Raw genomic sequence first — 22,613 nt, forward strand, 5'->3', positions numbered from 1 at the left:
CCGCATGACTCGCCTCTTTGGCACGGACGGGGTCCGGGGTCTGGCTAACGTCGCACTGACGGCGGAGCTGGCCCTGGACCTTTCTGTTGCCGCAGCACACGTGCTCGCCGACCGCGGCGAGTTCGCCGGGCACCGCCCGAGGGCTGTGGTGGGACGCGACACCCGCATCTCGGGGCAGTTCCTCGAGGCGGCGGTGGTCGCAGGTCTCGCCTCGGCCGGCGTCGACGTCCTCCTCCTGGGAGTGCTGCCGACACCGGGTGTCGCCTACCTCACCGGCGCGCTCGACGCCGACCTGGGCGTGATGCTGTCGGCCTCGCACAACCCGATGCCCGACAACGGCATCAAGTTCCTCGCCCGCGGAGGGCTCAAGCTCGATGACGCGATCGAGGTCGCGATCGAGAAGCGCATGCGCGAGGAGTGGCAGCGGCCGACCGGTGGCGACGTGGGCCGCGTCTCGCCGTACGCCGACGCCGTGACCGCCTACGCGAGCCACCTCGTCGCCGCGACACCCGAGCCGCTGCGCGGTCTCAAGGTGGTGCTCGACTGTGCCAACGGTGCCGCCTCCGAGGTCGGACCCCGGGCCCTGCGCGAGGCCGGCGCGGAGGTCATCAGCATCCATGCCGACCCCGACGGCCTGAACATCAACGACGACTGCGGCTCGACCCACCTGGAGTCACTCCAGGCCGCCGTCCTGGAGCACGGAGCCGACGCCGGGTTCGCACTCGACGGCGACGCCGACCGGTGCCTGGCGGTGTGCCAGGAGGGCAACGTCGTCGACGGCGACCAGATCCTGGCCGTCCTGGCGCTCGCCATGCGCGATGAGGGCACCCTGGTCAAGGACACGGTGGTGGCGACCGTGATGAGCAACCTCGGCTTCGTCCACGCCATGAAGGGCGCGGGCGTGGGAGTCCGCCAGACCAAGGTGGGCGACCGTTACGTCCTCGAGGCGATGCGGATCTCGGGCTACAACCTCGGTGGCGAGCAGTCCGGACACGTGATCCTCTCCGACCACGCCACCACGGGTGACGGCATCCTGACCGCCCTGAAGGTGCTGCAGCGGATGGCCGCTACCGGCACCTCGCTGAGGGAGCTGGCGGGGGTGATGACTCGCTTGCCGCAGGTGCTCGTCAACGTGGCGGACGTGGACAAGTCCCGCACCGACGAGGACGCCGTCCTGGCCGCGGCCGTGGCCGAGGAGGAAGCCGCACTGGGGGACTCCGGTCGGATCCTGCTCCGGCCCTCGGGCACCGAGGCCCTGGTCCGGGTGATGGTCGAGGCCCCGACGCACGACCTCGCCCATGACGTCGCCCACCGACTCGCCGACGTGGTCAAGGCCCAGCTCGCCCTCTGAGGCTGAGCACGCGGGCTCATCGCCCCCGCACCCCGATGCTGACACCTTGTGGTCATGAACCAGACCCGGCGTCCCATGTCCTGGCGCGCGATCGCCCTCGGCTCCTTCGTGACGCTCGGGCTGGTCGCCCTGGCGTTGAATCTGGCGGCATCCGCCATCGACGAGAGTGCGCTGGCGGGGCCAGAGGACGGGTGGGGCATGACTTTCTCCTCCTTCATCATCACAGTCGTCTACGGCTCGGTGCCCATCCTCCTGTCGCTGGTCGCGTCACTGGTTGCCGCCTTCGGTGGGCCGCACACGGCGCGCGCCGCTGCGTGGTGCATCGCCGTGCTCTCGGTGCTCAGTGCCTTTGGCCTGGCGGCGGTCGCGGCACTGTCGATCACGCGGACGACGGCCGAGACGGCGTTCGGCGTCGTGAGCCTGCTGCTCGCTCTGGTGCTCTTGGTCCCCCTCGTCCTGTGTGTCGAGCGGGCCCGGTGGGCGCAGCCCGAGGACGCCAGGGCCACCTCAGTGGCGTGAGTCGCGCGACACGCCGTACAACTGCCGACACGCCGGACGAGATCGGCGAGGCCACTGCGAAGTGGCCCCGATTGTCGCAACCAGCGCCCCGGACGTGGCTGGGCTGACATCCTGCTTCCATGACTGAAGAGACTGGGTACGGCCCGTCGTGGCGCGGGGTGGCTCTCGGCTCATTCCTGACGCTGGTCCTCGCGGTGGTGGTGTGGAACGCCGCTGCCTTCGCGATCGAGTCGAGCGGCCTCGAGCTGGGGGATGGCTCGATCGGGCTGGCAGCCAGCTCGTTCCTCGCCACGATCATCTGGGGTGGACTGCCCCTCCTCCTGGCGACGGTGGCGGCCCTGGTCGCAGTGGTCGCCGCTCCGAGGGCTCGTGCGGCTGCGTGGGTCATAGCAGCCATGGCCGCGGTCTGCGGTGTGGGGCTGTTGCTGGTCGCGGGCCTGACCGTCCGTGGTGTCCAGGCCGAGCAGGCCTACGCTGCGGCGAGCTTCGTGCTCGGGCTGGTGCTTCTTCTTCCAGTCCTCCTGTGTGTACGCCGCATGAGGGCTCAGTCGCCCTGACGAGCGGCATGACGGAGAAAACCAGGCTGCTGGTCGCGCGCAACTGACCTAGGGTCGAGCGGTGCCTCCGGAGATCCGTGTCATCGACCCGCACGACGAGATCGCGCTGCGCGCCTGGTGGGAGGTCGGGAAGGCCGCGACTGCGGAGCGACCGGGCAAGCCATGGCCGCTGTGGGAGCAGAGTCGGGTGTCCCTGCCGGCCCACAACCCGGAGCAGGGGATCGTGCTGCTGGGCGCGACGGACGCCGGCCGGACGGTGGGAGCTGGTCTGCTGACAAAGTCGCTGAACGAAAACCTGCACGCGGCCATGGTGTTCGCCTTCGTCGTGCCGGAGCGGGCTCGCGAGGGCGTCGGCACAGCGCTGGCACGCGAGCTGGAGGCCCTGGCCGCGGCCGATGGGCGTACGACGATCCAGAGCGAGGCCTACGTGCCGCCGGGTGGTACCGCCCCCGGGGAGCCCTTCGCCATCGCCCTGGGCTACGCGGTGGCGAGCCGGGAGTCCCTCAAGGAGCTGTCGGTGGTCGACTACGTCTCCCGTCGCGGGACCTTGGTGGAGCGGGTGGGTCGGGCCGCCGACGGCTATCGCATCGTCACCTTCGACACCCTCTGCCCCGAGGAGCACCTGGCCTCGTTCGGTCGGCTGCTGGGCATGCTGATCGCCGAGATCCCGCTGGGGGACCTGGACCTCGAGGACTCTGAGTGGACCCCTGAACGGCTCCGCGCTGCGGAGCAGCTGTACGTCGCGACGGGGCGTCGCCGGCTCACAGCCCTGGCGCTCGCGCCGGACGGGTCGGTGGCCGGCAGCTCCGACGTCCGCATCAACGAGGCGGACCCGACACACGGCGAGATCGGCGTCACGCTCGTCGACCCGGCGCACCGCGGACACCGCCTCGGCATGGCGCTCAAGCTCGCCACCCACGACCTCGCCCTTGCGACCTGGCCGGACCTGCGCACGGTCGACACCTGCAACGCCGAGGCCAACCAGCACATGAACGCGGTCAACGAAGCCCTCGGCTATCGCAGCATCGAGACCTTGCTCGAGCTCCAGAAGAAGACCTGATCCCTGACGTCATGGGGATTGCCTGTTGGAACGCTCTGGCTGCACGACGTCAGGCCCCGTCGCGGTAGTGCCCCCATCTGTCACAGCTTGCGCAGCCGCACGTAGCGCACCGAGTGGTCCGCGTCCTTGCGGAGCACGAGGGTGGCGCGGCCACGGGTGGGAGCGACGTTCTCGACGAGGTTCGGGCCGTTGATCGAGTCCCAGATGTGCGTCGCCACGTCGACCGCCTGGTCGGGGGTGAGTGCGGCGTACTTGTAGAAGTAGGACGCCGGGTCTGCGAACGCGGTCTCGCGGAGTCGCAGGAAGCGTTCGACGTACCACCGTTTGATGTCCGACAGTGCCGCGTCGACATAGACGGTGAAGTCGAAGAAGTCGCTCACGGCCAGGCCGGTGCGGCCGTCGTCGCGGATCCGGGCGGGCTGCAGCACGTTGAGACCCTCGATGATGACGATGTCGGGGCGCTTGATGACGACCCGCTCGTCGGGGACCACGTCGTAGACGAGGTGGGAGTAGGTGGGAGCCTCGACCTCGTCGCGGCCGGACTTGATGTCGACGACGAAGCGCAGCAGCGCCTTGCGGTCGTAGGACTCGGGGAAGCCCTTGCGGTGCAGGATCCCGCGTCGCTCGAGCTCGGCGTTGGGATAGAGGAAGCCGTCGGTGGTGACGAGGGCGACGTTGGGGTGCTCGGGCCAGTGGGCCAGCACCTGCTGGAGCACGCGCGCCGTCGTGGACTTGCCGACGGCCACGGAGCCCGCCAGTCCGATGACGAACGGGGTGCGCGGCGGCTGCTGGCGGTGGAGGAACTCCTCCTGCTTGCGGTGAAGGCGGCCGGCTGCTGCGACGTACATCGACAGCAGCCGCGACAGGGGGAGGTAGACCTGCTCGACCTCCTGGAGGTCCAGCTCGTCCCCGAGCCCACGGAGCTGGCGGACCTCGTCGGGTGTGAGCGGGCTCTCGCTCTCCTGTGCCAGCGCTGCCCAGGCGGCCCGCTCGAGCTCCACGTAGGGGGATGACTCACTCGCGATGGACAGCCCCGGTGCGTCCGACATGCGCAGGATTCTTGCACCGGTTGGGGATCATGCCCGCACGGGTGCCGATGCGTAGACTCCGCACCATGTGCGGAATCGTGGGATATGTCGGTGAGAAGCAGGCGCAGGACGTCGTGATCGAGGGCCTGCGTCGGCTGGAATACCGCGGCTACGACTCGGCCGGGATCGCGCTGGTGGACATGTCCGACGGCACCGGAGTCCTCGTCTCCGACAAGCGCGCCGGCAAGCTGGTCAACCTCGAGAAGGCCATCTCCGAGTCGCCCCTCCCCGCAGCAACCACCGGCATCGGCCACACCCGATGGGCCACCCACGGAGCCCCCAACGACCAGAACGCCCACCCGCACCTCGGCCGGCACCGCCGCGTCGCTGTCGTGCACAACGGCATCCTGGAGAACTTCGCGACGCTGCGCGCCGAGCTCGAGGACGCCGGTCACGAGATGCTCTCCGAGACCGACACCGAGGTGGCCGCCCACCTGCTCGAGCTCGAGGTGCAGTCCGGAGCCGACCTGACGACCGCCATGCAGCGGGTCTGTCAGCGCCTCGAGGGGGCCTTCACGCTGGTCGCGGTCGACGGCCAGGACCCGTCCCGTGTCGTTGCGGCGCGCCGCAACTCCCCGCTGGTCGTCGGTCTCGGTGAGGGTGAGAACTTCATCGGCTCAGACGTCGCTGCCTTCATCCAGCACACCCGGGAGGCGCTCGAGCTGGGACAGGACGAGGTCGTCACGATCACCCGCGACGCGGTCGAGGTCACCGGTTTCGACGGGACGCCGGCGCAGGGCAAGCGCTACCACGTCGACTGGGACCTGTCGGCTGCGGAGAAGGACGGCTACGACTGGTTCATGCGCAAGGAGATCTTCGAGCAGCCGCGCGCCCTCGCCGACGCGATGCTCGGCCGACACGACGGCAGCGGCAGGCTGCAGCTCGACGAGGTGCGCATCTCGGAGGACGAGCTGCGCACGGTCGACAAGATCATCGTCGTCGCCTGCGGCACGTCCAACTACGCCGCGATGGTCGCGAAGTATGCGATCGAGCACTGGACCCGGATCCCGTGCGAGGTGGAGCTCTCCCACGAGTTCCGATACCGCGACCCGATCCTGACCCGCGACACCCTGGTCGTCGCCCTGAGCCAGTCGGGCGAGACGGCCGACACCCTGATGGCGATCCGGCACGCGAGGGCGCAGGGCTCCCGGGTGCTCGCGATCTGCAACACCAACGGCTCCACCATCCCGCGGGAGTCCGACGCGGTGATCTACACGCACGCCGGACCCGAGATCGGGGTGGCGTCGACCAAGGGGTTCCTGACCCAGCTGGTCGCCTGCTACCTGCTCGGTCTCTACCTCGCCCAGGTCCGTGGCATGAAGTTCGGCGACGAGATCTCCCAGATCCTCGATGAGCTCGCCAAGATGCCGCAGCACGTGCAGACGGTGCTCGACCGGGCGGACGAGATCTACGCCATCGCCGCGCAGCACGCCGAGACGCGCTCGGTCCTGTTCCTGGGCCGCCACGCAGGCTTCCCGATCGCACTGGAAGGTGCGCTCAAGCTCAAGGAGCTCGCCTACATCCACGCCGAGGGCTTCGCCGCGGGCGAGCTCAAGCACGGACCCATCGCGTTGATCGAGGAGGGGCTGCCGGTCTTCTGCGTCGTCCCGCCCAAGGGCCGCGACGAGCTGCACCAGAAGATGGCCAGCGCCATCCAGGAGATCCGCGCGCGTGGGGCCCACACCATCGTCCTGGCCGAGGAGGGCGACGAGTCGATCACTCCGTACGCCGACGACCTCATCCGGCTCCCGAAGGTGCCGACGCTGCTCCAGCCGATCGTCGCCGTCATCCCGCTCCAGCTGTTCGCCTGCGAGCTCGCCACCCGGATGGGCCATGACGTGGACCAGCCGCGCAACCTGGCCAAGTCCGTCACGGTCGAGTAGACGTGACGATCGTCGGGGTCGGCATCGACGTGGTCGACGTCGAGAGGTTCGGCGCGTCCCTCACACGCACGCCCGCGCTGCGCGACCGGCTCTTCACCGCTGCCGAGGCGACTCGCCCGCTGGCGTCGCTGGCGGCGCGATTCGCCGCCAAGGAAGCCATTGCCAAGGCTCTGGGTGCCCCCGGCGGACTCGCCTGGCACGACGCCGAGATCGTGTCGGAGGAGACGGGCCGTCCCCGCTTCGTGCTGAGGGGGACCGTCGCTGCCCGGGCCGAGGCGCTGGGCGCCCAGCACGTGCATGTCTCGCTGTCCCACGACGCCGGGATCGCCTCCGCGGTGGTCGTGCTGGAGTGCTGACCCAGCGGCTGGGCTAGCGTGGGCTCGGACGTCGACGACAACACGCGAGGTGGCGAAATGGGTTTCCTGGACAGCGTCAAGGGTGCTCTCAGGGATGCCGTCTCCACGCGGGCGTCGAAGCAGACAGCAGCGGCCTCGAGGACGGCCAAGACTGACGAGCCGGCCGCCGCTCCGGTCGAGACCACGCCGGAGGTGTTCGACACCTACACGGTCGAGGTGGGCGACACCCTCCAGGAGATCAGTGCCCGAGCCGGCACGTCCGTCGACGAGATGGTCCGCATCAACGACATCGAGGACCCCGACCTGATCTTCCCGGGTCAGGTCTTCCGGATCCCGATGCGCTGAGCCGTGCGTCTCGCCCACCAAGTCGCCCAGGTCCGCTCCTGCGAGGACGACTTGATGCGGACCCTGCCGGACGGCGCGCTCATGGACCGCGCTGCCACCGGGCTGGCCCATGCCGTGCTCGACTTCCTCGGTGGGGGCTATGGCCGGCGGGTGCTGCTCCTCGTGGGTGCCGGTGACAACGGCGGAGATGCGTTGTACGCCGGCGTGCTGCTGCGTCGTCGAGGGGTGGTGGTGGACGTGCTGCTCCTGGGATCGCGACACCATGAGGCCGGGCTCGAGGCCCTGCTCGTCGCCGGGGGCAGCGTCCTGGAGTCGCTGGAAGGACCGCCACCCGACGTCGCGGTGGACGGCATCGTCGGCATCGGCGGCCGCCCTGGTCTCACGCCCGGAGCGGCTGCGGCACTCGCGTCCCTCGACGGCATCCCAGTGGTGTCGGTCGACGTCCCGTCCGGGGTCGGAGTGGACACCGGGGAGGTCGACGGCCCCCACGTCGTCGCGGACGTGACGATCACCTTCGGGACCCACAAGGTGGCGCACCTGGTGGATCCGGCGGCTGCCGCCTGCGGCGCCGTCCACTTGGTCGACATCGGGCTCACCCTGCCCGAGGCATCGGTGGAGTCGCTCCAGCCGGCGGACGTGACGCGACTGCTTCCCCGACCGGGCGGGGAGGCCCACAAGTACACCCGCGGCGTCGTGGGCATCCGTGCCGGCAGTCCGACCTATCCGGGGGCGGCCCTGTTGTGCGTGGCCGGCGCATCGTGCGGGCTGGTCGGGATGGTGCGCTACGCCGGCCCTGACGCCGTCGCTGACCAGGTCCGCCTCATCCATCCGGAGGTCGTCGGTCCGGGCCGCGTGCAGGCGTGGGTCGTGGGGCCCGGCGGGGGAGAGCACGCGGGGGCTGAGCTGGCGAGCGCGCTGACCGACGAGGTCCCGGTCGTCATCGACGCCGATGCGCTCGCTCATGTGGTCGGGCCTGTCGGCATACCGTGCGTGCTGACGCCGCACGCAGGGGAGCTGGCCGCCATGTTGGGCTGCGCGCGCGAGGAGATCGAGGCCCGTCCGCTCGAGCACGCACGGGCGGCAGCCGTTCGCTTCGAGGCGGTCGTCCTGCTCAAGGGGCGCAGGACGCTGATCGCCAGGCCGGACGGCCTGGTCCGGGTCACCACGACGGGGGTGCCCTGGTTGGCCACCGCCGGAGCCGGAGACGTGCTGGCGGGGTTGATCGGTGCGCTGCTGGCGGCCGGGCTCTCGCCCTGGGACGCCGCGTCAGCCGGATCGTGGGTGCACGGTGCTGCAGCGACCGAGGCGTCCGCCGGAGGGCCGCTCGTGGCGGGAGACGTCGCCCACGCTGTGGGCGGTGTGCTGCGATCCCTCCTGTGAGGGGTGACAGGATTGCTCCCATGACGTCGACCGGTCCTGCGCGCGCGGAGATCGTGGTCGACCTGGCGGCGATCCGGCACAACGTCCGCCGCCTCCGCGAGATCGTGGGCCCGGACGTGGCGATGATGACGGTGGTCAAGGCCGACGGCTACGGCCACGGCATGGTGCCGGTCGCCCGCGCGGCTCGCGAGGCGGGCGCCGACTGGCTCGGCGTCGCGACCCTCGACGAGGCCCTTGCCCTGCGTGCTGCCGGCGACGACGGGCGGGTGCTGTGCTGGTTGGCGGTGCCGGGCGAGGACTACGACGTGGCGGTGGCCGCGGACATCGACCTGACGGCCTACACGATCGAGGAGCTCGACGAGATCGTCGAAGCCGGTCCGCGTCCCCGGGTGCAGCTCAAGCTCGACACCGGCCTCGCGCGTGGTGGCGCGTCCCGGGCCGACTGGCTGCAGCTGTTCTCCAGGGCCGCTGAGCTGGAGCGGCAGGGCGCGCTCGACATCACCGGGATCTGGTCTCACCTCGCAGCGAGCGACGAACCGGCTCACCCCGCCAACGACGCGCAGGAGCAGGCCTTCCTCGAGGCGGTCGACCTGGCCGCGACCCTCGGCGTGCAGCCCGGGTTGCGGCACCTCGCCAACTCCGCGGCTGCGGTGCTCCGTCCTTCGGCACGGTTCGACCTCGTCCGCTGTGGCATCGCCAGCTACGGCCTCGACCCGGCTCCCGGATTCACCCACGACCTCGACCTGGTCCCGGCGATGAGCGTCCGAGCCAGGCTGGTGATGAGCAAGCCGATCGCCGCGGGTGACGGCGTCTCCTACGGCCACACCTGGGTGGCAGAACGCGACACCAGCGTCGGCATCATCCCTGCGGGGTATGCCGAAGGCATCCCCCGAGCCGCAGGCAACGCTGCTTCGGTGCGCGTGGGCGACACGTGGCGACCCATCCGGGGACGGGTGTGCATGGACCAGTTCGTGGTCGACCTCGACGGAGAGCTCCCACCCGCTGGCACCGAGGTGGTGCTCTTCGGCTCAGGGCTTCATGGTGAGCCCACCGCCCAGGACTGGGCGGTGGCCGTCGACACCATCAACTACGAGATCGTGACCCGGGTCGGCGGCCGCCTCACGAGGCGCTACGTGGACGAGACGACGTCATGAGCGTCAAGCGCAGGGCGATGGGCGCGGCCGCCGGCGCCGCTGGACTCGCGGCGGCGGGTGTCGTCGTCGGAGTCGCGCAGCGGCACCGGGTGATCGCCAAGCGCGGCGTGGGCGACGTGATCCCCTTCGGCTCGCTGCGCAGCACGCCGTTGAACGTCATCACCGACGACGGCGTCGACCTCCACGCGGAGGTCGACGAGGTCGTAGCGACGAAGAGCCGCCGCAAGAAGCTCCAGGACGGCGCGGACCTCACGGTCATCTTCGCCCACGGCTACTCCCTCAACCTCGACAGCTGGCACTTCCAGCGAGCCGGCTATCGCGGCCAGATCCGCACTGTCTTCTACGACCAGCGGTCCCACGGTCGGTCCGCGCGATCCGAGGATCACCGCACGACCATCGATCAGCTCGGCCTCGACCTGCTCCGGGTGATCGAGCAGACCTCGCCGGGGCCGTGCGTGCTCGTCGGCCACTCCATGGGCGGCATGAGCATCATCTCGCTGGCCGAGCAGTTCCCCGAGCTGTTCGGGGACAAGGTGGTGGGGGTTGCCCTGATCTCGACCACGGCAGGTGGCCTCGACCCGGGCCGGATCCTCTTCCCGATGCTGCCGCTCGGACTGGGTGGCCGGTTCATGGGCCGTGCCGTGCGCACCCTGGACCATGGCCATCGGGTCGTCGACCTGGCCCGCAAGTGGGGGCACGCCCTGGCAGACGTGGTCACGGACCGCTACGCCTTCGGCGACGACGTGCCGGGCCACTACGTCGACTTCACCTTTGACATGCTCAACGCCACCCCGTTCGCCGTGGTCGCCGACTTCTATCCGACCTTCGCCAGCCTCGACAAGTTCAAGCACGTGGAGGTCCTGGGCCAGGTGCCCTCAGCGGTGATCTGCGGGACCAACGACAAGATCACCGACATCAGTCACGCTCGCGAGCTGCACGCCCGCATCCCGGGATCGAGCCTGCTGGAGTGCGAGGGCGCCGGGCACATGGTGATCCTGGAGCGGCACACGGACGTCAACGCCGAGCTCGACGACCTCATCTCGCACGCCTTCGCGCGGCTCGAGGCGCTGTGACGCTGCACGTACGCCGCGTCGGAGCCGACGCCGCCGCCGATGTCCACGCCGTGGTCGGCGCAGCCTTCGCGGCACGACCCGTCCTGGACCCACCGGCCGACGCGCTGTCGGAGACCGTGTCCAGCGTCCGGGCCGAGCTCGGGACGCACGGGGGCCTGCTGGCCACCCTCGACGGCCGGCCGGTGGGTGCCCTGCTCTTCGGTCCTCGCGCCGACGTGATGATGCTGCGCCGATTCGGTGTCGTCCCGGAGGCACAGGGGCACGGCGTCGCCAGCGCGCTGGTGGCCCAAGCCGTCGACTGCACCCTCGGCTATCGGTGGTTGGCGGTGCTCGCCCGAGAAGAGCTCCCTGCCACCTCTGCGTTCTGGCAGCGGCACGGCTTCCAGGTGGTCGAGGCCACCTCGCCCTACCTCGAGCTGCGGCGCGAGCTCGAGTCGTCCTGGGACGTCGCGGACGCCGACGACATGCGGGTGCTGGGGGAGCGGTTGGGCAGGTCGACCCACGCCGGCGACCTCGTGGTGCTCACCGGCGAGCTCGGGGCCGGCAAGACGACGCTGACCCAGGGGATCGGCCGCGGGCTCGGGGTCCGGGGTGACGTGACGTCGCCGACGTTCGTCATCGCCCGGGTGCACCCGTCGCTGGTCGCTGGGCCTGACCTCGTCCATGTCGACGCCTATCGCCTAGGCGGGATCGACGAGCTCGACGACCTCGACCTCGACACCTCGCTCGACGAGGCGGTCACGGTGGTGGAGTGGGGCGCCGGCCTCGTGGAGGCCCTCACCGACTCCAGGCTGGAGGTCACGATCAGTCGGGCGATGGCTGATGCGATGGACGGCCAGGAGCTGGATCCTCGTGTCGTCCACGTGCGCCGCGTGAGCGCCTGAGTAGCCTCACGACCGTGCTTCTCTCGTTCGACACCGCCACTCCGCTCGTGAGCGTCGCGCTCCACGACGGCCACGAGGTCGTGGCCGAGCGCGTCTCCGACCACCCGATGAAGCACGGGGAGCAGCTGGCGCCCCTGATCGCGTCCGTCCTCACCGACGCCGGAGTGGTGCGCCAGGACCTGACCGCGATCGCCGTGGGTGTCGGTCCCGGACCCTTCACCGGCCTGCGTGTCGGCCTGGTCACTGCCCGCACGCTGGCCCACGTCCTGGACGTCCCGGTCTACGGCGTGTGCTCCCTCGACGTGATCGCGATCGAGGCCGTCGACACCGGCACGGTGAGGGGCGAGTTCCTGGTGGCGACGGACGCGCGTCGCAAGGAGGTCTACGTGGCGGCGTACGACGACCAAGGGCGGCGCACGGACGGCCCTCACGTCTCGAAGCCGGCCGATGCTGCGACCGCCCTGCCCGTTGCCGGTGACGGAGCGCGCCTCTACGCCGAGGCCTTCCCGCACGCGGTGGCACCGCACCGCCCGAGTGCGGGCTGGCTGGCCCGGGTCGTCACGGAGGAACGGGCCGTCCTTCTCGATCCGGACCCGCTCTACCTCCGCCGGCCGGACGCGGTGGAGAGTTCGCTCCGCAAGCCCGTGCTCCCCGGCGCATGATCCGGCTGGCGACCGCCGCGGACCTTCCTGACCTGGCGGTGCTGGAGCGGGAGCTCTTCGGTGCGGACGCCTGGGACGAGGCGGCTCTGCGTGCCGAGCTGGACGGTCCGGGTCGCCGGTTCGTCGTGACCGACCCGGACGGGACGGACGGGCTGGTCGGCTACGCGGTCTCGATGTCCCTCGGCGACGTGGTGGACCTGCAACGCATCGCGGTGCGTGCCGACGCACAGAGGTCGGGCGTGGCCACGGCACTGCTGGATGACCTCCTCGAGCACCCGAGGGAGGCGGACCGGATGCTCCTCGAGGTGAGTGCTGCCAACGGAGCCGCGATCGCGTTCTACGCCCGGGCGGGCTTCGCCCGGATCGACGTGCGGGCCCGCTACTACCGTGACGGGTCCGATGCGATCGTGATGCGACGGGCCCTGGTCACCGACGGGCACTGGTCACCGACCGGCGCGGCTGATGGGGGAGGATCGAGTCATGAGTGACGGACCCCTCGTGCTCGGCATCGAGACCTCCTGTGACGAGACCGGTGTCGGGATCGTGCGCGGCCACACCCTGCTTGCGGATGCCGTGGCGAGCAGCGTCGACGAGCACGCCCGCTTCGGCGGGGTGGTGCCCGAGGTGGCCAGTCGTGCCCATCTCGAAGCCATGGTCCCGACCATCGAGCGTGCGTGCGAGACCGCCGGGATCAGCCTGCACGACGTCGACGCCATCGCGGTCACCTCGGGGCCCGGGCTGGTCGGTGCACTGCTCGTCGGAGTGGCAAGTGCCAAGGCGCTGGCCCTGGGGCTGGGCAAGCCGTTGTACGGCGTCAACCACCTGGCCGCCCACGTCGCCGTCGACCAGCTCGAGCACGGTCCCCTCCCGGAGCCCTGTCTGGCCCTGCTCGTCTCGGGTGGCCACTCGAGCCTGCTCAAGGTCGAGGACGTGACCGTCGGGGTGGACCCGCTGGGCGCCACGATCGACGACGCCGCTGGCGAGGCCTTCGACAAGGTGGCCCGGCTGCTCGGTCTCCCGTTCCCGGGCGGTCCTCACATCGACCGTGCGGCCCTCAGCGGCAACAGTGTCGCCATCGACTTCCCGCGGGGTCTCACCAGTCGCAAGGACGTCGAGCGGCACCGGTTCGACTTCTCCTTCTCCGGGCTGAAGACGGCCGTCGCCCGGTGGGTGGAGACACAGCAACGCGCCGGCAACCCCATCGACGTGGCGGACGTGGCCGCATCGTTCCAGGAGGCGGTGTGCGACGTGCTGGTCCGCAAGGCTCTCGACGCGGCCCAGTTCCACGGGATCGACGACATCCTCATCGGCGGCGGGGTGGCCGCCAACAGTCGGCTCCGAGCGATGGCCACCGAGCGTGCCGCTGCCCGCGGGATCCGGGTCCGGGTGCCGCGCCCCGGCCTGTGCACGGACAACGGTGCCATGGTCGCCGCCCTGGGAGCCGAGCTCGTGACGAGAGGTCGAGCGCCGTCGGCGCTCGACCTCCCAGCCGATTCGTCCCAGCCCATCACCACCGTGGTGGCGTGAGCCCGGCCCGCGTCAGTCCAGCACTCCTGGGGCGGCCGCGTCGTCGCCCAGCCAGTCCTGCTCGTAGACCAGCGCGTCGGTAGAGGTAGCGCTCTCGTCCTGGCCCTTGTTGCCCGAACGGCCGCCGGAGGTGGACCCGTTGGATCCACGACGGAACAGTCCCTTGCCCTTGCCCTTGCCCTGACCCTTGCCGCTGGTGGACCCGGCTGCGCCTCCCGTGCCGCCCCGCGCTGAGCCCTTGGAAGCCCCGCCGGCTGCCCCGGAACGTCCGCCGGCGCCTGTGGAACGCGAGGTGCTGCCGGCTGCGGCACCGCGTGTGCCGCCCTGGCCGGTCGAACCGGTCGCTGCTCCTCGGCTGCCCGAGCCCGCAGCAGTTGCGCGAGCCGTCGATCCAGGTGCCGCCGCGCGGCCGGACGCGCCCCCTGCCGCAGCTCCTCTGGTCAGCGCGCCCGGGGCAGCCGCGCGGCCACCGGCGCCGATGCCGCGCACCGAACCCGCCTTCAGTGGTGCCGAACCTCCGCTGAGCCCGCCTCGCATCATGCCGGCCCCCATCCCGGCCCCGGCCGCACCGGCCGCACCGGCCGCACCGGCTGCACCGGCTGCGGCTCCGCCGCCGATGGGACTGACCCCGCTGACCCCGCTGACACTGCCGGCACCGCCGGTCGCCGAGCCGCTGGGAACGTTTTGGTAGGTGCTCCCGGAGTCGGTGCTGCCCGGCACGTTGGTCGTCGGCACGCCCGGCTGGTGAGGCGTTGGAATCGGGGTGGGTTGCGGTGTCGGTGGGGGATCCGGGTTTGGGATCGGGTTTGGGATCGGGGTTGGTGTCGGGGTTGGTGTCGGGGTTGGTGTCGGTCCGCCAGTGCAGACGATTGTCGGTATCGGTCCCACCGACGGGGGACCGCCACCCGGTTTCCCAGGACCGGGGGTGTTGCCGCCCGGGCTGCCCGGGCTGCCCGGGTTGCCGGGCCCGCCGGGGGTGCCGGCAGGGATGCTGGGACCCGTCGGCATGCCGGGGCCGGCCGGGCCGCCGGGACCCGGAACGGGAGCGGTCGGGTCGGGGCCGCCGTGGAGCGCCACCATCGGCGGGATCGCTGTCAGGAAGGCCGTGTCCATCTTGGCGACCGCCTTGCCGGCGGCAGCCTCCTGTGCGTCAAAGGCTGCCTGGTACTCCGCGTGCGCGCTGTTGGACGCTGCACGTTCGTTGGCCGCCTTGGTGATCTCATCCGGCGTCGGCTGGCTGCCGACGGGCGGAGTCTCGTGGTAGGGCGGCGGCTCCTGCAGCTCGTCGGGCATCGAGCCGCTGACCGCGCGAGCGATCTCGACGGTCCCGCTGACGTCATCGAGGGCTGTGCCCGCTTCCTTGAGCTTCAACCCCTGGGAGCGCATGTGCGTGGCGGACTGGAGCAGCTTCTCCTCGAGCTTGGCTGCGGTCTGACTGTCCTTGCCGAGCTTCTGGGCCAAGGCAGGGCCTCGCCTCTCCAGGGCGTCAGCGACCACCTGGAGCGTGTCGCCCTTGGTCTTCCAGTCGTCGCCGGCAGTCCGGATCGCCTCCTCACGCGCGCCGGAGAGGTAGCGGAGGAGCTTGATCTTGTTGGGTCCGTCGGCCATGTCAGGGGTTCTCCGTCGGTGGTGTGCACGTCGTGGCCGGGACGCCGTCGGTGCAGGCGACAGCATTCTCGAATTTGGTCATGGAGACGCCGATGTTGTCGTCGGTGGCCCTCATGTCGTTCGCGAAGGTCCTGAGCAGCTCGTTGTACTGCTCCAAGCCCATGAGCATTTCTGCCAGCGAGTCCGCGACCACGGTGCTCGCCTGCATCGCGTTGGTGGCCAAGCGGTATCCGCCAGTGCGGGAGTCGCCGAACCACGACTCCTGGATGTCCGGGAGCGGCCTGTCGAGAAGCTCGACTCTCTGCTCGTCCAGCATCGACATGATTTCGTCGATCAACCGGTCGTCCAGGCTCAGGCTCACGAGAGTGTCCTGGAGGAGGATCTGATCTTCCCTGGGGAGTGACATGGGAGCCACTTTCCCACTCCTCGTGCATCTCAATCCAACCAGCGCGAAAAACTTTCTGTTCGCTACGGTTGGGATCATGCCTCTCGGATCGCAGCACCAGCACGCCCGGACCATGCTCGCCCTCGTGCTGAGTGCCGCGGTGCTCGTCGGCTGCGGCGAGGACGAGGTCCGCGCACCGTCCGGGTCCGAGTCGTCTGCTGGCGAGGCAACGAACGAGACAGCGACGACGGAGTCCGCCGAGCAGTCCACGGTCGAGGCAACACCGGCGGTCGAGCCGGCGACCGGCCCCAAGCTCAGGCACGATCTCGCCGAGATCACCATGCCGGAGGGGTGGAGACGCGCCGAGAGCAACGGCATCCCGTTCCTGCGAACGGGCAGATCCCCCAATGCGTTCGGCATCCTGCTCTTCACCGAGCTGGGCGGCGCAGACACGGACCCGGCAGCGACGTCCCTCGATGCCATCGCGAAACGCGCCCTGCGGTTGTTGCGCGAGCCCCACATGAGGAGGGTCGATGACGCCGTCATCGGCGGGGACACGATGGCCTACCGGCTGGTGGGCAGGGACAAGTACTACTACTCGGAGCAGTACGGCGTCCTGCTGGGCAACTTCGAATACGTCATCAGCTTCGACTTCAACATGGGTAGCGGCACGGTGAAGGAGGCCGTCGCGATCATCGAGTCGATCATGGCCACGTGGGACTTCAACCCCTGACCGGAGCTGTGCAAGGCTGCAGACGACGTCCATCCAGGGAGCGCGCATGCAACAGGTGAAGGCCGTGGTCGCCCACGGAAAGGGCCAACCGGTCACGATCGAGACGATCAACGTGCCCGACCCCGAGCCGGGCGAGGCCGTGGTGAAGGTGCAGGCCTGCGGGGTCTGCCACACCGACCTGCACTACCGCGAGGGCGGGATCAACGACGAGTTCCCCTTCCTCCTCGGCCACGAAGCTGCCGGGGTCGTGGAGTCGGTGGGCGAGGGTGTCACCGGACTCGAGGTGGGGGACTTCGTCGTACTCAACTGGCGTGCTGTCTGTGGCAGCTGCCGGGCCTGTCAGCGAGGTGAGCCGTGGTACTGCTTCGCCACCCACAACGCCACCCAGAAGATGACGCTCGCAGACGGCACCGAGCTGTCCCCGGCGCTGGGCATCGGCGCCTTCGCCGAGAAGACTCTCGTCGCCGCCGGCCAGTGCACCAAGGTCGACCCGTCCGCCCGGGCAGCGGCCGTCGGTCTGCTCGGGTGCGGCGTCATGGCGGGCCTCGGAGCCGCCATCAACACCGGCAACGTCAGTCGCGGCATGTCCGTTGCCGTGATCGGGTGCGGGGGAGTGGGCATGGCGGCGATCGCCGGCTCCGTGCTCGCAGGAGCCTCCAAGGTCATCGCCGTCGACATCGACGACACCAAGCTCGAGTGGGCCGCGCGCATGGGCGCCACCGACACCATCAACTCCTCCGCCACCGACCCGGTGCCGGCCATCCAGGCGCTGACCGACGGCAACGGTGCCGACGTGGTGATCGATGCCGTGGGCCGTCCCGAGACGTGGAAACAGGCCTTCTACGCCCGTGACCTCGCAGGCACCGTCGTCCTGGTCGGAGTGCCGACGCCGGACATGAAGGTCCCCGACATCCCGCTGATCGATGTCTTCGGTCGCGGCGGGGCGTTGAAGTCGAGCTGGTACGGCGACTGCCTGCCCTCGCGCGACTTCCCGATGCTCGTCGACCTCTACCAGCAGGGCCGGCTCGACCTTGACGCATTCGTCACTGAGGAGATCGCCCTGGACGACGTCGAGGCGGCCTTCACCAAGATGCACGACGGCGGCGTACTGCGCTCCGTGGTGGTCTTCCCATGACAGTCCGGGTCGACCACGCGGTCTCGTCGGGCACGTTCTCCCTCGACGGCGAGACGCACCAGGTGGACAACAACCTCTGGGTCGTGGGGGACGACGAGGAGTGCATCGTGATCGACGCCCCTCACTCGGTCGACGACATCCTGGCCCTCGTGGCCGGCCGCAGCGTCAAGGCGATCATCTGCACCCACGCGCACGACGACCACGTGCGGGTCGCGCCGGCGCTACGAGTTGCCACCGGCGCCCCGATCCTGCTGCACCCCGACGACCGGCCCCTGTGGGAGCTCACGCATCCCGACGAGCTCTGGGACGCAGACCTGGAGGACGGCCAGACCATCAAGGTGGCCGGAGCCGGGCTGAAGGTGCTGCACACGCCCGGCCACGCCCCCGGCGGGATCTGCCTCTACGTCCACGACCTCGACTGCGTCTTCACTGGTGACACCCTCTTCCAGGGTGGTCCGGGCGCGACAGGTCGATCGTTCAGCGACGAGCACCAGATCAAGGACTCCATCCGTACCCAGCTGTTGCGGCTGCCCGACGAGACCGTGGTGCACACCGGCCACGGCCCGGACACGACCATCGGTGCCGAGCGGGACAACCTCGGCTGAGGACCGTCCGCGGTCCGGATGCGAGACTGCTGGGATGCGTCGAGGAGTCTGGGTGTTGGTCGCGCTGAGCCTCGTGGGCTCCAGCTGCAGCAGCGACCCTGATTCCCCGGCGCCGTCCCGGGACGAGTCGCCCGCGGTCACCGACAAGGTGACGGAGCCCCCGACGCCCCCGACGCCCGCCGAGAAGCTCGGGCTGGTGGCGGGCTGGGGACCCACGAGGTCAGAGCTCGAACGGGCGGCGCGGCTCGTCGACACGATGCCGCTGCCCGAGCTGGCGGGACAGGTGATCATCGCCGAGTGGCGAGGCACGACCGCCCCGATCGACATGGTCCGGAGCCTTCACCTGGGCGGCGTCATCGTCTTCGCCGACAACGTCACGTCCACCGCGCAGATCCGCGCGGTCAACGGCCAGCTCGCTCGCGCCGTACGCCGCAAGTGGCCGCTGTTCATCTCCGTGGACCAGGAGGGCGGCATCGTCGAGCGCATCAAGGGCGACGCGACGCGCTTCCCGACGTTCATGAGTGCGGGCGCCGCCGACAAGCTGAGCGTGACCAAGCAGGCGGCCCGGGCGAGCGGCGCCGAGCTGCGTGGCCTTGGCTTCGACGTCGTCTTCGCCCCCGACGCGGACGTCACGACGGGTCCGGACGACCCCACGATCGGGTCCCGCTCAGCCGGTTCGGACACCCGGACCGTGATCGAGCGGGTGGGCGCGGCGGTGGACGGATACACCGGCTCGTCGCTGGTCCCGGTCCTCAAGCACTTCCCCGGGCACGGCTCGGTGCCGCAGGACAGCCACTTGACGCTCCCGGTGCAGACGCGCACGCTCAAACAGCTGACGGTGCGTGACCTGGCGCCGTTCGCGGCAGCCGTCGAGGCGGGCGTGCCCGCGATCATGACCGGCCACATCGACGTACGCTCCGTCGACCCCCAGGTCCCGGCGTCGATGTCGAAGGAGCTGGTGACCGGAGTGCTGCGCGAGGACCTCGGCTTCGACGGTCTCGTCGTGACCGACTCTCTTGCGATGGCGGGCGTGCGGGCGAAGTACGACGCAGCTCGCTCGGCGGTGCAGGCACTACGAGCCGGCAACGACGTCCTGCTCATGCCACCCTCCCCGGCCGTGGCGCGCGCCGCGATCGTGGCAGCCGTGCGCGCCGGGACGCTCGAGCGCGGACGCCTGGAGCAGGCCGCTGCGCGGCAGATCGCGCTGCTGACCCACTACGCCGGGACACCGGCACAGCGCAGCGGACGACCACCCGGCTCCGGACGCGCCGCCTCCAGGGCCCTCAGTGCGGCGGCGGTGACCATGGTGGCGGGGGACTGCGGCGCCCGGCTGGTGGGTGAGGCGGTCACGCCGATCGGTGACCCGGTCGCGGTGGCCAACTTCGCCAGCGCTGCACAGGCGGCAGGCCTGGTGGTGCTGTTCCGGCAACCGACTCCGGCTGCCCTGAGCACCCCCGAGCCCGCGCCGCAGCGGAAGAAGAAGGAGAAGGAGAAGCTCTTCGAACGCCGCGTGCAGGCGTGGAAGGCGCGCGAGCGTCGTCGCCGGTCCGGGCTGAGCCGTTTCCTCGCCGTCGAGGAGTCGCGGTTGGCCCAGGGCACCAACATCGGCTTCACCGGCTACCAGGACATGGCGTACGACGGGGAGATCGCGGTCGCGACCGACACCCCCTACGTCCTCGCGAGGCTGGAGGCGCCCGTCAAGATCGCCACCTTCGGTGACACCGCGGGCGCCATGTCGGTGCTGGTCGAGGTGCTCCTGGGGCGGGCCGAGGCGCCCGGCTCGCTGCCGGTGCCTGTCGCAGGTGTCACGCGTGAGGGCTGTTAGAAGGGCTCGACGAGATAGGCCCGGCCGGCGCCGGCGACGCGGGTGAGCACGAGCGTGGTCGCGTTGTCGCCTCGCAGGTCGAGGCGCTTGCGCAGCTGCTCCGGCACGATCTCGACGCCGCGCTTCTTGATGGTGAGTGAGCCCACGCTGCGCTCGCGCAGCGCAGCCTTGAGCTGCTTCTCGCGGTAGGGGACCTCCTCGAGGACGCGGTAGGAGCGGGCGAACGGTGTCTGGAACGCAGAGTCACTCGTGACGTAGGCGATGTGCTCGTCGAGCAGCCCGCCCCCGACGCCGGCCGCGACGGCGGTCACCAGTCCGGCCCGGATCACCGCACCGTCGGGTTCGTAGAGACAGGCGCCCATCTCCCTGACCGGACGTGGCTGCCCGGCGTAGGGGTCGTCCTCGTCGGTGATCGTGGCCAGACCGCCGGTCCCGATCACGGTGGCCCGCCGGTCCGTCGTGGCGAAGACACCGGCCCAGAGGACGGCCTCCTTGACGTCTCCGCCCTCGCTGACCCACTCGGCCTCCACACCGTCGGGGATCACGTCGTGGGAGATGCCCGGAGCCACCTTCACGACACCGCGCCCGGCCAGCAGCCGCAGGACGAAGGGCCAGGGCGGGGTCCATCCGTCGACATCGAAGACCCGGCCGCGGGCGCCACGGCGCGCCGGGTCGGCGAACGCCGCGCCGAAGGCGAGGGTGTCGATCGCCTCGACGTCAGCCACCTCGACGGCGCCCGGGAGCCCGAGCGCGGCGAGGTTGGCTCGGGCGATGGCGACCCTCACCGGGTCGATGTCGACGCCGGCCGCCGTGAGTCCCGCGCGAGCGAAGGCGATGAGGTCGCCGCCGATGCCGCACCCCAGGTCGATGATGCTGTCGACCTGAGCGGCCACCAGCCTGGCAGCTCGATGCTCGGCGACCCGCAGCCGTGTCGCCTGCTCAAGGGCGTCGGGGGTGAAGAACATATGAGCAGCCGGCTCGCCGAACTTGGCCACGGCGCGTCCGCGCAGCTCCACCTGCGTCAACGCCGCCGCCGCGCGTTCGGCGTCCGGCTCCAGCCTGCGGACCGCTGTCGCTGCCCGGACCGGGTCACCCTCGGCCTCGAGATGGACCTTCCTGGCTGCCTCGAGCAGGGCACGCCCGGCATCTGTCGTCAGCCAGACGAGCGTGGAAACCTGCATCTGCGCATCTTGTCAGGTGCTTCGGCGCGCCCGGACGGGGTGGAGGTGGCCTGGTCGTGGCCCGGTCATGGCATGGTCTAGTCCGTGCGCAAGTTCATCTGGCCAGTCGTCCTCGTCCTCGTCACCGCCCTCCTGATCGCCGGCGGCATCCTGCTGTCTCGCCAGCAGCCACAGGACGGGCTCGAGGCGGGGACGCTCATCTCCGAGACGGCGTCGGGGGCCCTGGTGGGTCGCAGCACGGAGGTGCGGGTCCCGTGGGGGAGCCTGCAGGTGACGGTGACCGAACCGCTCGACGAGACCCCGGACGGCGAGAAGGTCGGTCCGGGCGCGAGCCTGGTCGGGGTGCAGGTGTCGCTCCGCGGGCCTGAGGACCTCCTGGTGACCGATCGGGTGCCGAACGGCTACCTGCTGGACCCGACATTCACCCTCGTGGCTGACGACGAGGAATACCTGCTCGAGGGCCTGGCGGGGTGGATCAACGACGAGGAGATCACTCCGGTCTCCCGTCGCCAGTACGTCGCCCTGAAGGGCGTGCCGGAGAAGTTGAGCCTCCGCGTGGGCTACGAAGGCGTCGAGCAGGTGGTGGATGGACTCACCGGCATCCTCGCCCGCGGGAAGGCCCTTCCCCTGTACGAGCTGGGGTTCCCGGGAGGAGCCCAGCCCTGCGCCGAACCGCTGTGGAGCACCGGTGCCGGTGATGTGGGCGAGAACGTCACGACCTGCCTGATCACCTCGTCGGCGATGCGGCCCTATGTCGCCGGTCTCGGCTGGGCGCCGGAGGGCAGTCGCTGGATGTTGGTGACCGTGCTGCCCGGGACGCCAGCGGAGTTCGAGGGGCCGAAGGGCACCTACACGGTGGTGGACGCCACCACGACGTACCTCCTGGACCTGCAGGCACCCGTGAAGACGTTCGACTACAACGACGCCCTGCCGCCCGGAGTTGTCCCGGCCGAGAACGACCCGCAGGTGGCCGTCTTCGAGGTTGCCGAGGACCGGCCCACGGGGCAGTTCGAGGTCCGCACCGAGCTGGTCGGCGAGACCGAGGTGACGTTCGGCAAGGGGAAGAAGGAGCGGACGAAGACCAAGACGTTCGAGGCGCTGGTCGCCCAGGGCGCCTTCCTCTGATCCCGTCCCTTCCGCCTCTGAGCGGGGCACTCTGGCACTCGCACAGGTGGAGTGCTAACGTCTGAGTTGGCACTCTCACCATGAGGGTGCCAGCGCTTGCCACGACGTGCGACCCCCGCGACGGCGTACATCACGGCAAGCCCAAGCGTGCGAAGGACATCCGTCCTTCGAGTCCAG

The 22,613-nt window shown here is 70.4% G+C and carries 23 protein-coding genes; 19 read left to right on the top strand and 4 right to left on the bottom strand.

Annotated elements, in window-relative coordinates:
- The first annotated feature begins 4 nt into the window (after positions 1 to 4).
- The 4 genes from glmM to VNJ48_RS00485 all read left to right on the top strand — a co-directional run bounded on the left by glmM (position 5) and on the right by VNJ48_RS00485 (position 3,487).
- Positions 5 to 1,351 carry a phosphoglucosamine mutase gene (gene glmM, locus VNJ48_RS00470; protein WP_325598002.1) on the top strand — a complete coding sequence of 449 codons (1,347 nt, stop codon included), beginning with the start codon at positions 5 to 7 and terminating at the stop codon, positions 1,349 to 1,351.
- Positions 1,352 to 1,405: 54 nt separating this feature from the next.
- Positions 1,406 to 1,870: a hypothetical protein gene (locus tag VNJ48_RS00475; protein WP_325598004.1), complete on the top strand. Its 465-nt coding sequence runs from the start codon at positions 1,406 to 1,408 to the stop codon at positions 1,868 to 1,870.
- A gap of 119 nt (positions 1,871 to 1,989) precedes the next feature.
- Positions 1,990 to 2,427, top strand: coding sequence for a hypothetical protein (locus tag VNJ48_RS00480; protein WP_325598005.1), 438 nt, complete (start codon positions 1,990 to 1,992; stop codon positions 2,425 to 2,427).
- 61 nt (positions 2,428 to 2,488) lie between these two features.
- Positions 2,489 to 3,487 carry a GNAT family N-acetyltransferase gene (locus tag VNJ48_RS00485; protein WP_325598007.1) on the top strand — a complete coding sequence of 333 codons (999 nt, stop codon included), beginning with the start codon at positions 2,489 to 2,491 and terminating at the stop codon, positions 3,485 to 3,487.
- Positions 3,488 to 3,567: 80 nt separating this feature from the next.
- Here VNJ48_RS00485 and coaA read toward each other — a convergent pair whose 3' ends face one another.
- Positions 3,568 to 4,536, bottom strand: coding sequence for a type I pantothenate kinase (gene coaA, locus VNJ48_RS00490; RefSeq protein ID WP_325598009.1), 969 nt, complete (start codon positions 4,534 to 4,536; stop codon positions 3,568 to 3,570).
- Positions 4,537 to 4,601: 65 nt separating this feature from the next.
- Here coaA and glmS point away from each other — a divergent pair, with 65 nt between their 5' ends.
- Genes glmS through tsaD form a run of 10 tightly spaced genes read left to right on the top strand, consistent with a single transcriptional unit; the run spans position 4,602 to position 13,839 of the window.
- Complete coding sequence (glmS, locus tag VNJ48_RS00495) at positions 4,602 to 6,458, top strand: glutamine--fructose-6-phosphate transaminase (isomerizing) (RefSeq protein WP_325598010.1); 1,857 nt, start codon at positions 4,602 to 4,604, stop codon at positions 6,456 to 6,458.
- Between the two features lie 2 nt (positions 6,459 to 6,460).
- Positions 6,461 to 6,814: a holo-ACP synthase gene (locus tag VNJ48_RS00500; protein ID WP_325598011.1), complete on the top strand. Its 354-nt coding sequence runs from the start codon at positions 6,461 to 6,463 to the stop codon at positions 6,812 to 6,814.
- A 57-nt stretch (positions 6,815 to 6,871) separates the two neighbouring features.
- Positions 6,872 to 7,159, top strand: a complete 288-nt coding sequence (locus tag VNJ48_RS00505) for a LysM domain-containing protein (protein WP_325598013.1) — start codon at positions 6,872 to 6,874, stop codon at positions 7,157 to 7,159.
- Between the two features lie 54 nt (positions 7,160 to 7,213).
- Complete coding sequence (locus VNJ48_RS00510; protein ID WP_325598015.1) at positions 7,214 to 8,539, top strand: NAD(P)H-hydrate dehydratase; 1,326 nt, start codon at positions 7,214 to 7,216, stop codon at positions 8,537 to 8,539.
- A 20-nt stretch (positions 8,540 to 8,559) separates the two neighbouring features.
- Positions 8,560 to 9,693 carry an alanine racemase gene (gene alr / locus VNJ48_RS00515; protein WP_325598016.1) on the top strand — a complete coding sequence of 378 codons (1,134 nt, stop codon included), beginning with the start codon at positions 8,560 to 8,562 and terminating at the stop codon, positions 9,691 to 9,693.
- The gene (locus VNJ48_RS00520; protein ID WP_325598018.1) at positions 9,690 to 10,766 is read left to right on the top strand and encodes an alpha/beta hydrolase; all 1,077 of its coding nucleotides are present in this window, start codon (positions 9,690 to 9,692) and stop codon (positions 10,764 to 10,766) included. The genes alr and VNJ48_RS00520 overlap by 4 nt, the downstream gene beginning before the upstream one ends.
- Complete coding sequence (tsaE, locus tag VNJ48_RS00525) at positions 10,763 to 11,650, top strand: tRNA (adenosine(37)-N6)-threonylcarbamoyltransferase complex ATPase subunit type 1 TsaE (protein WP_325598020.1); 888 nt, start codon at positions 10,763 to 10,765, stop codon at positions 11,648 to 11,650. The genes VNJ48_RS00520 and tsaE overlap by 4 nt, the downstream gene beginning before the upstream one ends.
- A gap of 14 nt (positions 11,651 to 11,664) precedes the next feature.
- Entirely contained in the window at positions 11,665 to 12,312 is a 648-nt protein-coding gene (gene tsaB, locus VNJ48_RS00530) for a tRNA (adenosine(37)-N6)-threonylcarbamoyltransferase complex dimerization subunit type 1 TsaB (RefSeq protein WP_325598022.1), read from the top strand.
- Positions 12,309 to 12,800: a GNAT family N-acetyltransferase gene (locus VNJ48_RS00535; RefSeq protein ID WP_325598024.1), complete on the top strand. Its 492-nt coding sequence runs from the start codon at positions 12,309 to 12,311 to the stop codon at positions 12,798 to 12,800. The genes tsaB and VNJ48_RS00535 overlap by 4 nt, the downstream gene beginning before the upstream one ends.
- A complete protein-coding gene (gene tsaD / locus VNJ48_RS00540) occupies positions 12,793 to 13,839 on the top strand; it encodes a tRNA (adenosine(37)-N6)-threonylcarbamoyltransferase complex transferase subunit TsaD (RefSeq protein ID WP_325598025.1) in 1,047 nt (348 codons plus the stop codon). The genes VNJ48_RS00535 and tsaD overlap by 8 nt, the downstream gene beginning before the upstream one ends.
- 12 nt (positions 13,840 to 13,851) lie before the next feature.
- Here the strand turns inward: tsaD and VNJ48_RS00545 are convergent, their stop codons facing one another.
- Together VNJ48_RS00545 and VNJ48_RS00550 are read right to left on the bottom strand one after the other, a co-directional pair.
- Positions 13,852 to 15,447 (bottom strand): hypothetical protein, encoded by a 1,596-nt coding sequence (locus tag VNJ48_RS00545; protein WP_325598027.1) that lies wholly within the window; start codon positions 15,445 to 15,447, stop codon positions 13,852 to 13,854.
- A 1-nt stretch (position 15,448) separates the two neighbouring features.
- Entirely contained in the window at positions 15,449 to 15,853 is a 405-nt protein-coding gene (locus tag VNJ48_RS00550; RefSeq protein WP_325598029.1) for a hypothetical protein, read from the bottom strand.
- Between the two features lie 76 nt (positions 15,854 to 15,929).
- Here VNJ48_RS00550 and VNJ48_RS00555 point away from each other — a divergent pair, with 76 nt between their 5' ends.
- From VNJ48_RS00555 to VNJ48_RS00570, 4 genes are read left to right on the top strand one after another with little or no spacing between them, the layout of a single operon-like run.
- Positions 15,930 to 16,565, top strand: a complete 636-nt coding sequence (locus VNJ48_RS00555) for a hypothetical protein (protein ID WP_325598031.1) — start codon at positions 15,930 to 15,932, stop codon at positions 16,563 to 16,565.
- Positions 16,566 to 16,611: 46 nt separating this feature from the next.
- Entirely contained in the window at positions 16,612 to 17,700 is a 1,089-nt protein-coding gene (locus tag VNJ48_RS00560) for an S-(hydroxymethyl)mycothiol dehydrogenase (protein WP_325598033.1), read from the top strand.
- Positions 17,697 to 18,305, top strand: a complete 609-nt coding sequence (locus tag VNJ48_RS00565; protein WP_325598035.1) for an MBL fold metallo-hydrolase — start codon at positions 17,697 to 17,699, stop codon at positions 18,303 to 18,305. Before VNJ48_RS00560 ends, VNJ48_RS00565 begins: the two co-directional genes overlap by 4 nt.
- A gap of 34 nt (positions 18,306 to 18,339) precedes the next feature.
- On the top strand, positions 18,340 to 20,130 hold the full coding sequence (locus VNJ48_RS00570) for a glycoside hydrolase family 3 protein (RefSeq protein WP_325598037.1): 1,791 nt from the start codon (positions 18,340 to 18,342) through the stop codon (positions 20,128 to 20,130).
- On the opposite strand, the gene VNJ48_RS00575 is transcribed toward VNJ48_RS00570, so the two are convergent.
- Positions 20,127 to 21,311 carry a THUMP-like domain-containing protein gene (locus VNJ48_RS00575; protein ID WP_325598039.1) on the bottom strand — a complete coding sequence of 395 codons (1,185 nt, stop codon included), beginning with the start codon at positions 21,309 to 21,311 and terminating at the stop codon, positions 20,127 to 20,129. The genes VNJ48_RS00570 and VNJ48_RS00575 overlap by 4 nt on opposite strands.
- 84 nt (positions 21,312 to 21,395) lie before the next feature.
- Between VNJ48_RS00575 and VNJ48_RS00580 the strand changes: the two genes are divergently transcribed.
- Complete coding sequence (locus tag VNJ48_RS00580; RefSeq protein WP_325598041.1) at positions 21,396 to 22,436, top strand: hypothetical protein; 1,041 nt, start codon at positions 21,396 to 21,398, stop codon at positions 22,434 to 22,436.
- Positions 22,437 to 22,613 lie beyond the last annotated feature (177 nt).

Source organism: Nocardioides sp., assembly GCF_035576065.1.
Taxonomy (GTDB): Bacteria; Actinomycetota; Actinomycetes; order Propionibacteriales; family Nocardioidaceae; genus Nocardioides.

What these genes read in the sequence shown, in the direction of transcription:
- VNJ48_RS00565 (WP_325598035.1), top strand. Translation starts at nt 17,697, where the DNA reads ATGACAGTCCGGGTCGACCACGCGGTCTCGTCGGGCACGTTCTCCCTC.
- VNJ48_RS00560 (WP_325598033.1), top strand. Translation starts at nt 16,612, where the DNA reads ATGCAACAGGTGAAGGCCGTGGTCGCCCACGGAAAGGGCCAACCGGTC.
- coaA (WP_325598009.1), bottom strand. Translation starts at nt 4,536, where the DNA reads ATGTCGGACGCACCGGGGCTGTCCATCGCGAGTGAGTCATCCCCCTAC.
- glmM (WP_325598002.1), top strand. Translation starts at nt 5, where the DNA reads ATGACTCGCCTCTTTGGCACGGACGGGGTCCGGGGTCTGGCTAACGTC.
- VNJ48_RS00510 (WP_325598015.1), top strand. Translation starts at nt 7,214, where the DNA reads ATGCGGACCCTGCCGGACGGCGCGCTCATGGACCGCGCTGCCACCGGG.
- VNJ48_RS00555 (WP_325598031.1), top strand. Translation starts at nt 15,930, where the DNA reads ATGCCTCTCGGATCGCAGCACCAGCACGCCCGGACCATGCTCGCCCTC.
- glmS (WP_325598010.1), top strand. Translation starts at nt 4,602, where the DNA reads ATGTGCGGAATCGTGGGATATGTCGGTGAGAAGCAGGCGCAGGACGTC.
- VNJ48_RS00475 (WP_325598004.1), top strand. Translation starts at nt 1,406, where the DNA reads ATGAACCAGACCCGGCGTCCCATGTCCTGGCGCGCGATCGCCCTCGGC.
- VNJ48_RS00570 (WP_325598037.1), top strand. Translation starts at nt 18,340, where the DNA reads ATGCGTCGAGGAGTCTGGGTGTTGGTCGCGCTGAGCCTCGTGGGCTCC.
- VNJ48_RS00480 (WP_325598005.1), top strand. Translation starts at nt 1,990, where the DNA reads ATGACTGAAGAGACTGGGTACGGCCCGTCGTGGCGCGGGGTGGCTCTC.
- VNJ48_RS00535 (WP_325598024.1), top strand. Translation starts at nt 12,309, where the DNA reads ATGATCCGGCTGGCGACCGCCGCGGACCTTCCTGACCTGGCGGTGCTG.
- VNJ48_RS00520 (WP_325598018.1), top strand. Translation starts at nt 9,690, where the DNA reads ATGAGCGTCAAGCGCAGGGCGATGGGCGCGGCCGCCGGCGCCGCTGGA.
- alr (WP_325598016.1), top strand. Translation starts at nt 8,560, where the DNA reads ATGACGTCGACCGGTCCTGCGCGCGCGGAGATCGTGGTCGACCTGGCG.
- VNJ48_RS00575 (WP_325598039.1), bottom strand. Translation starts at nt 21,311, where the DNA reads ATGCAGGTTTCCACGCTCGTCTGGCTGACGACAGATGCCGGGCGTGCC.
- tsaD (WP_325598025.1), top strand. Translation starts at nt 12,793, where the DNA reads ATGAGTGACGGACCCCTCGTGCTCGGCATCGAGACCTCCTGTGACGAG.
- VNJ48_RS00550 (WP_325598029.1), bottom strand. Translation starts at nt 15,853, where the DNA reads ATGTCACTCCCCAGGGAAGATCAGATCCTCCTCCAGGACACTCTCGTG.
- VNJ48_RS00505 (WP_325598013.1), top strand. Translation starts at nt 6,872, where the DNA reads ATGGGTTTCCTGGACAGCGTCAAGGGTGCTCTCAGGGATGCCGTCTCC.
- VNJ48_RS00545 (WP_325598027.1), bottom strand. Translation starts at nt 15,447, where the DNA reads ATGGCCGACGGACCCAACAAGATCAAGCTCCTCCGCTACCTCTCCGGC.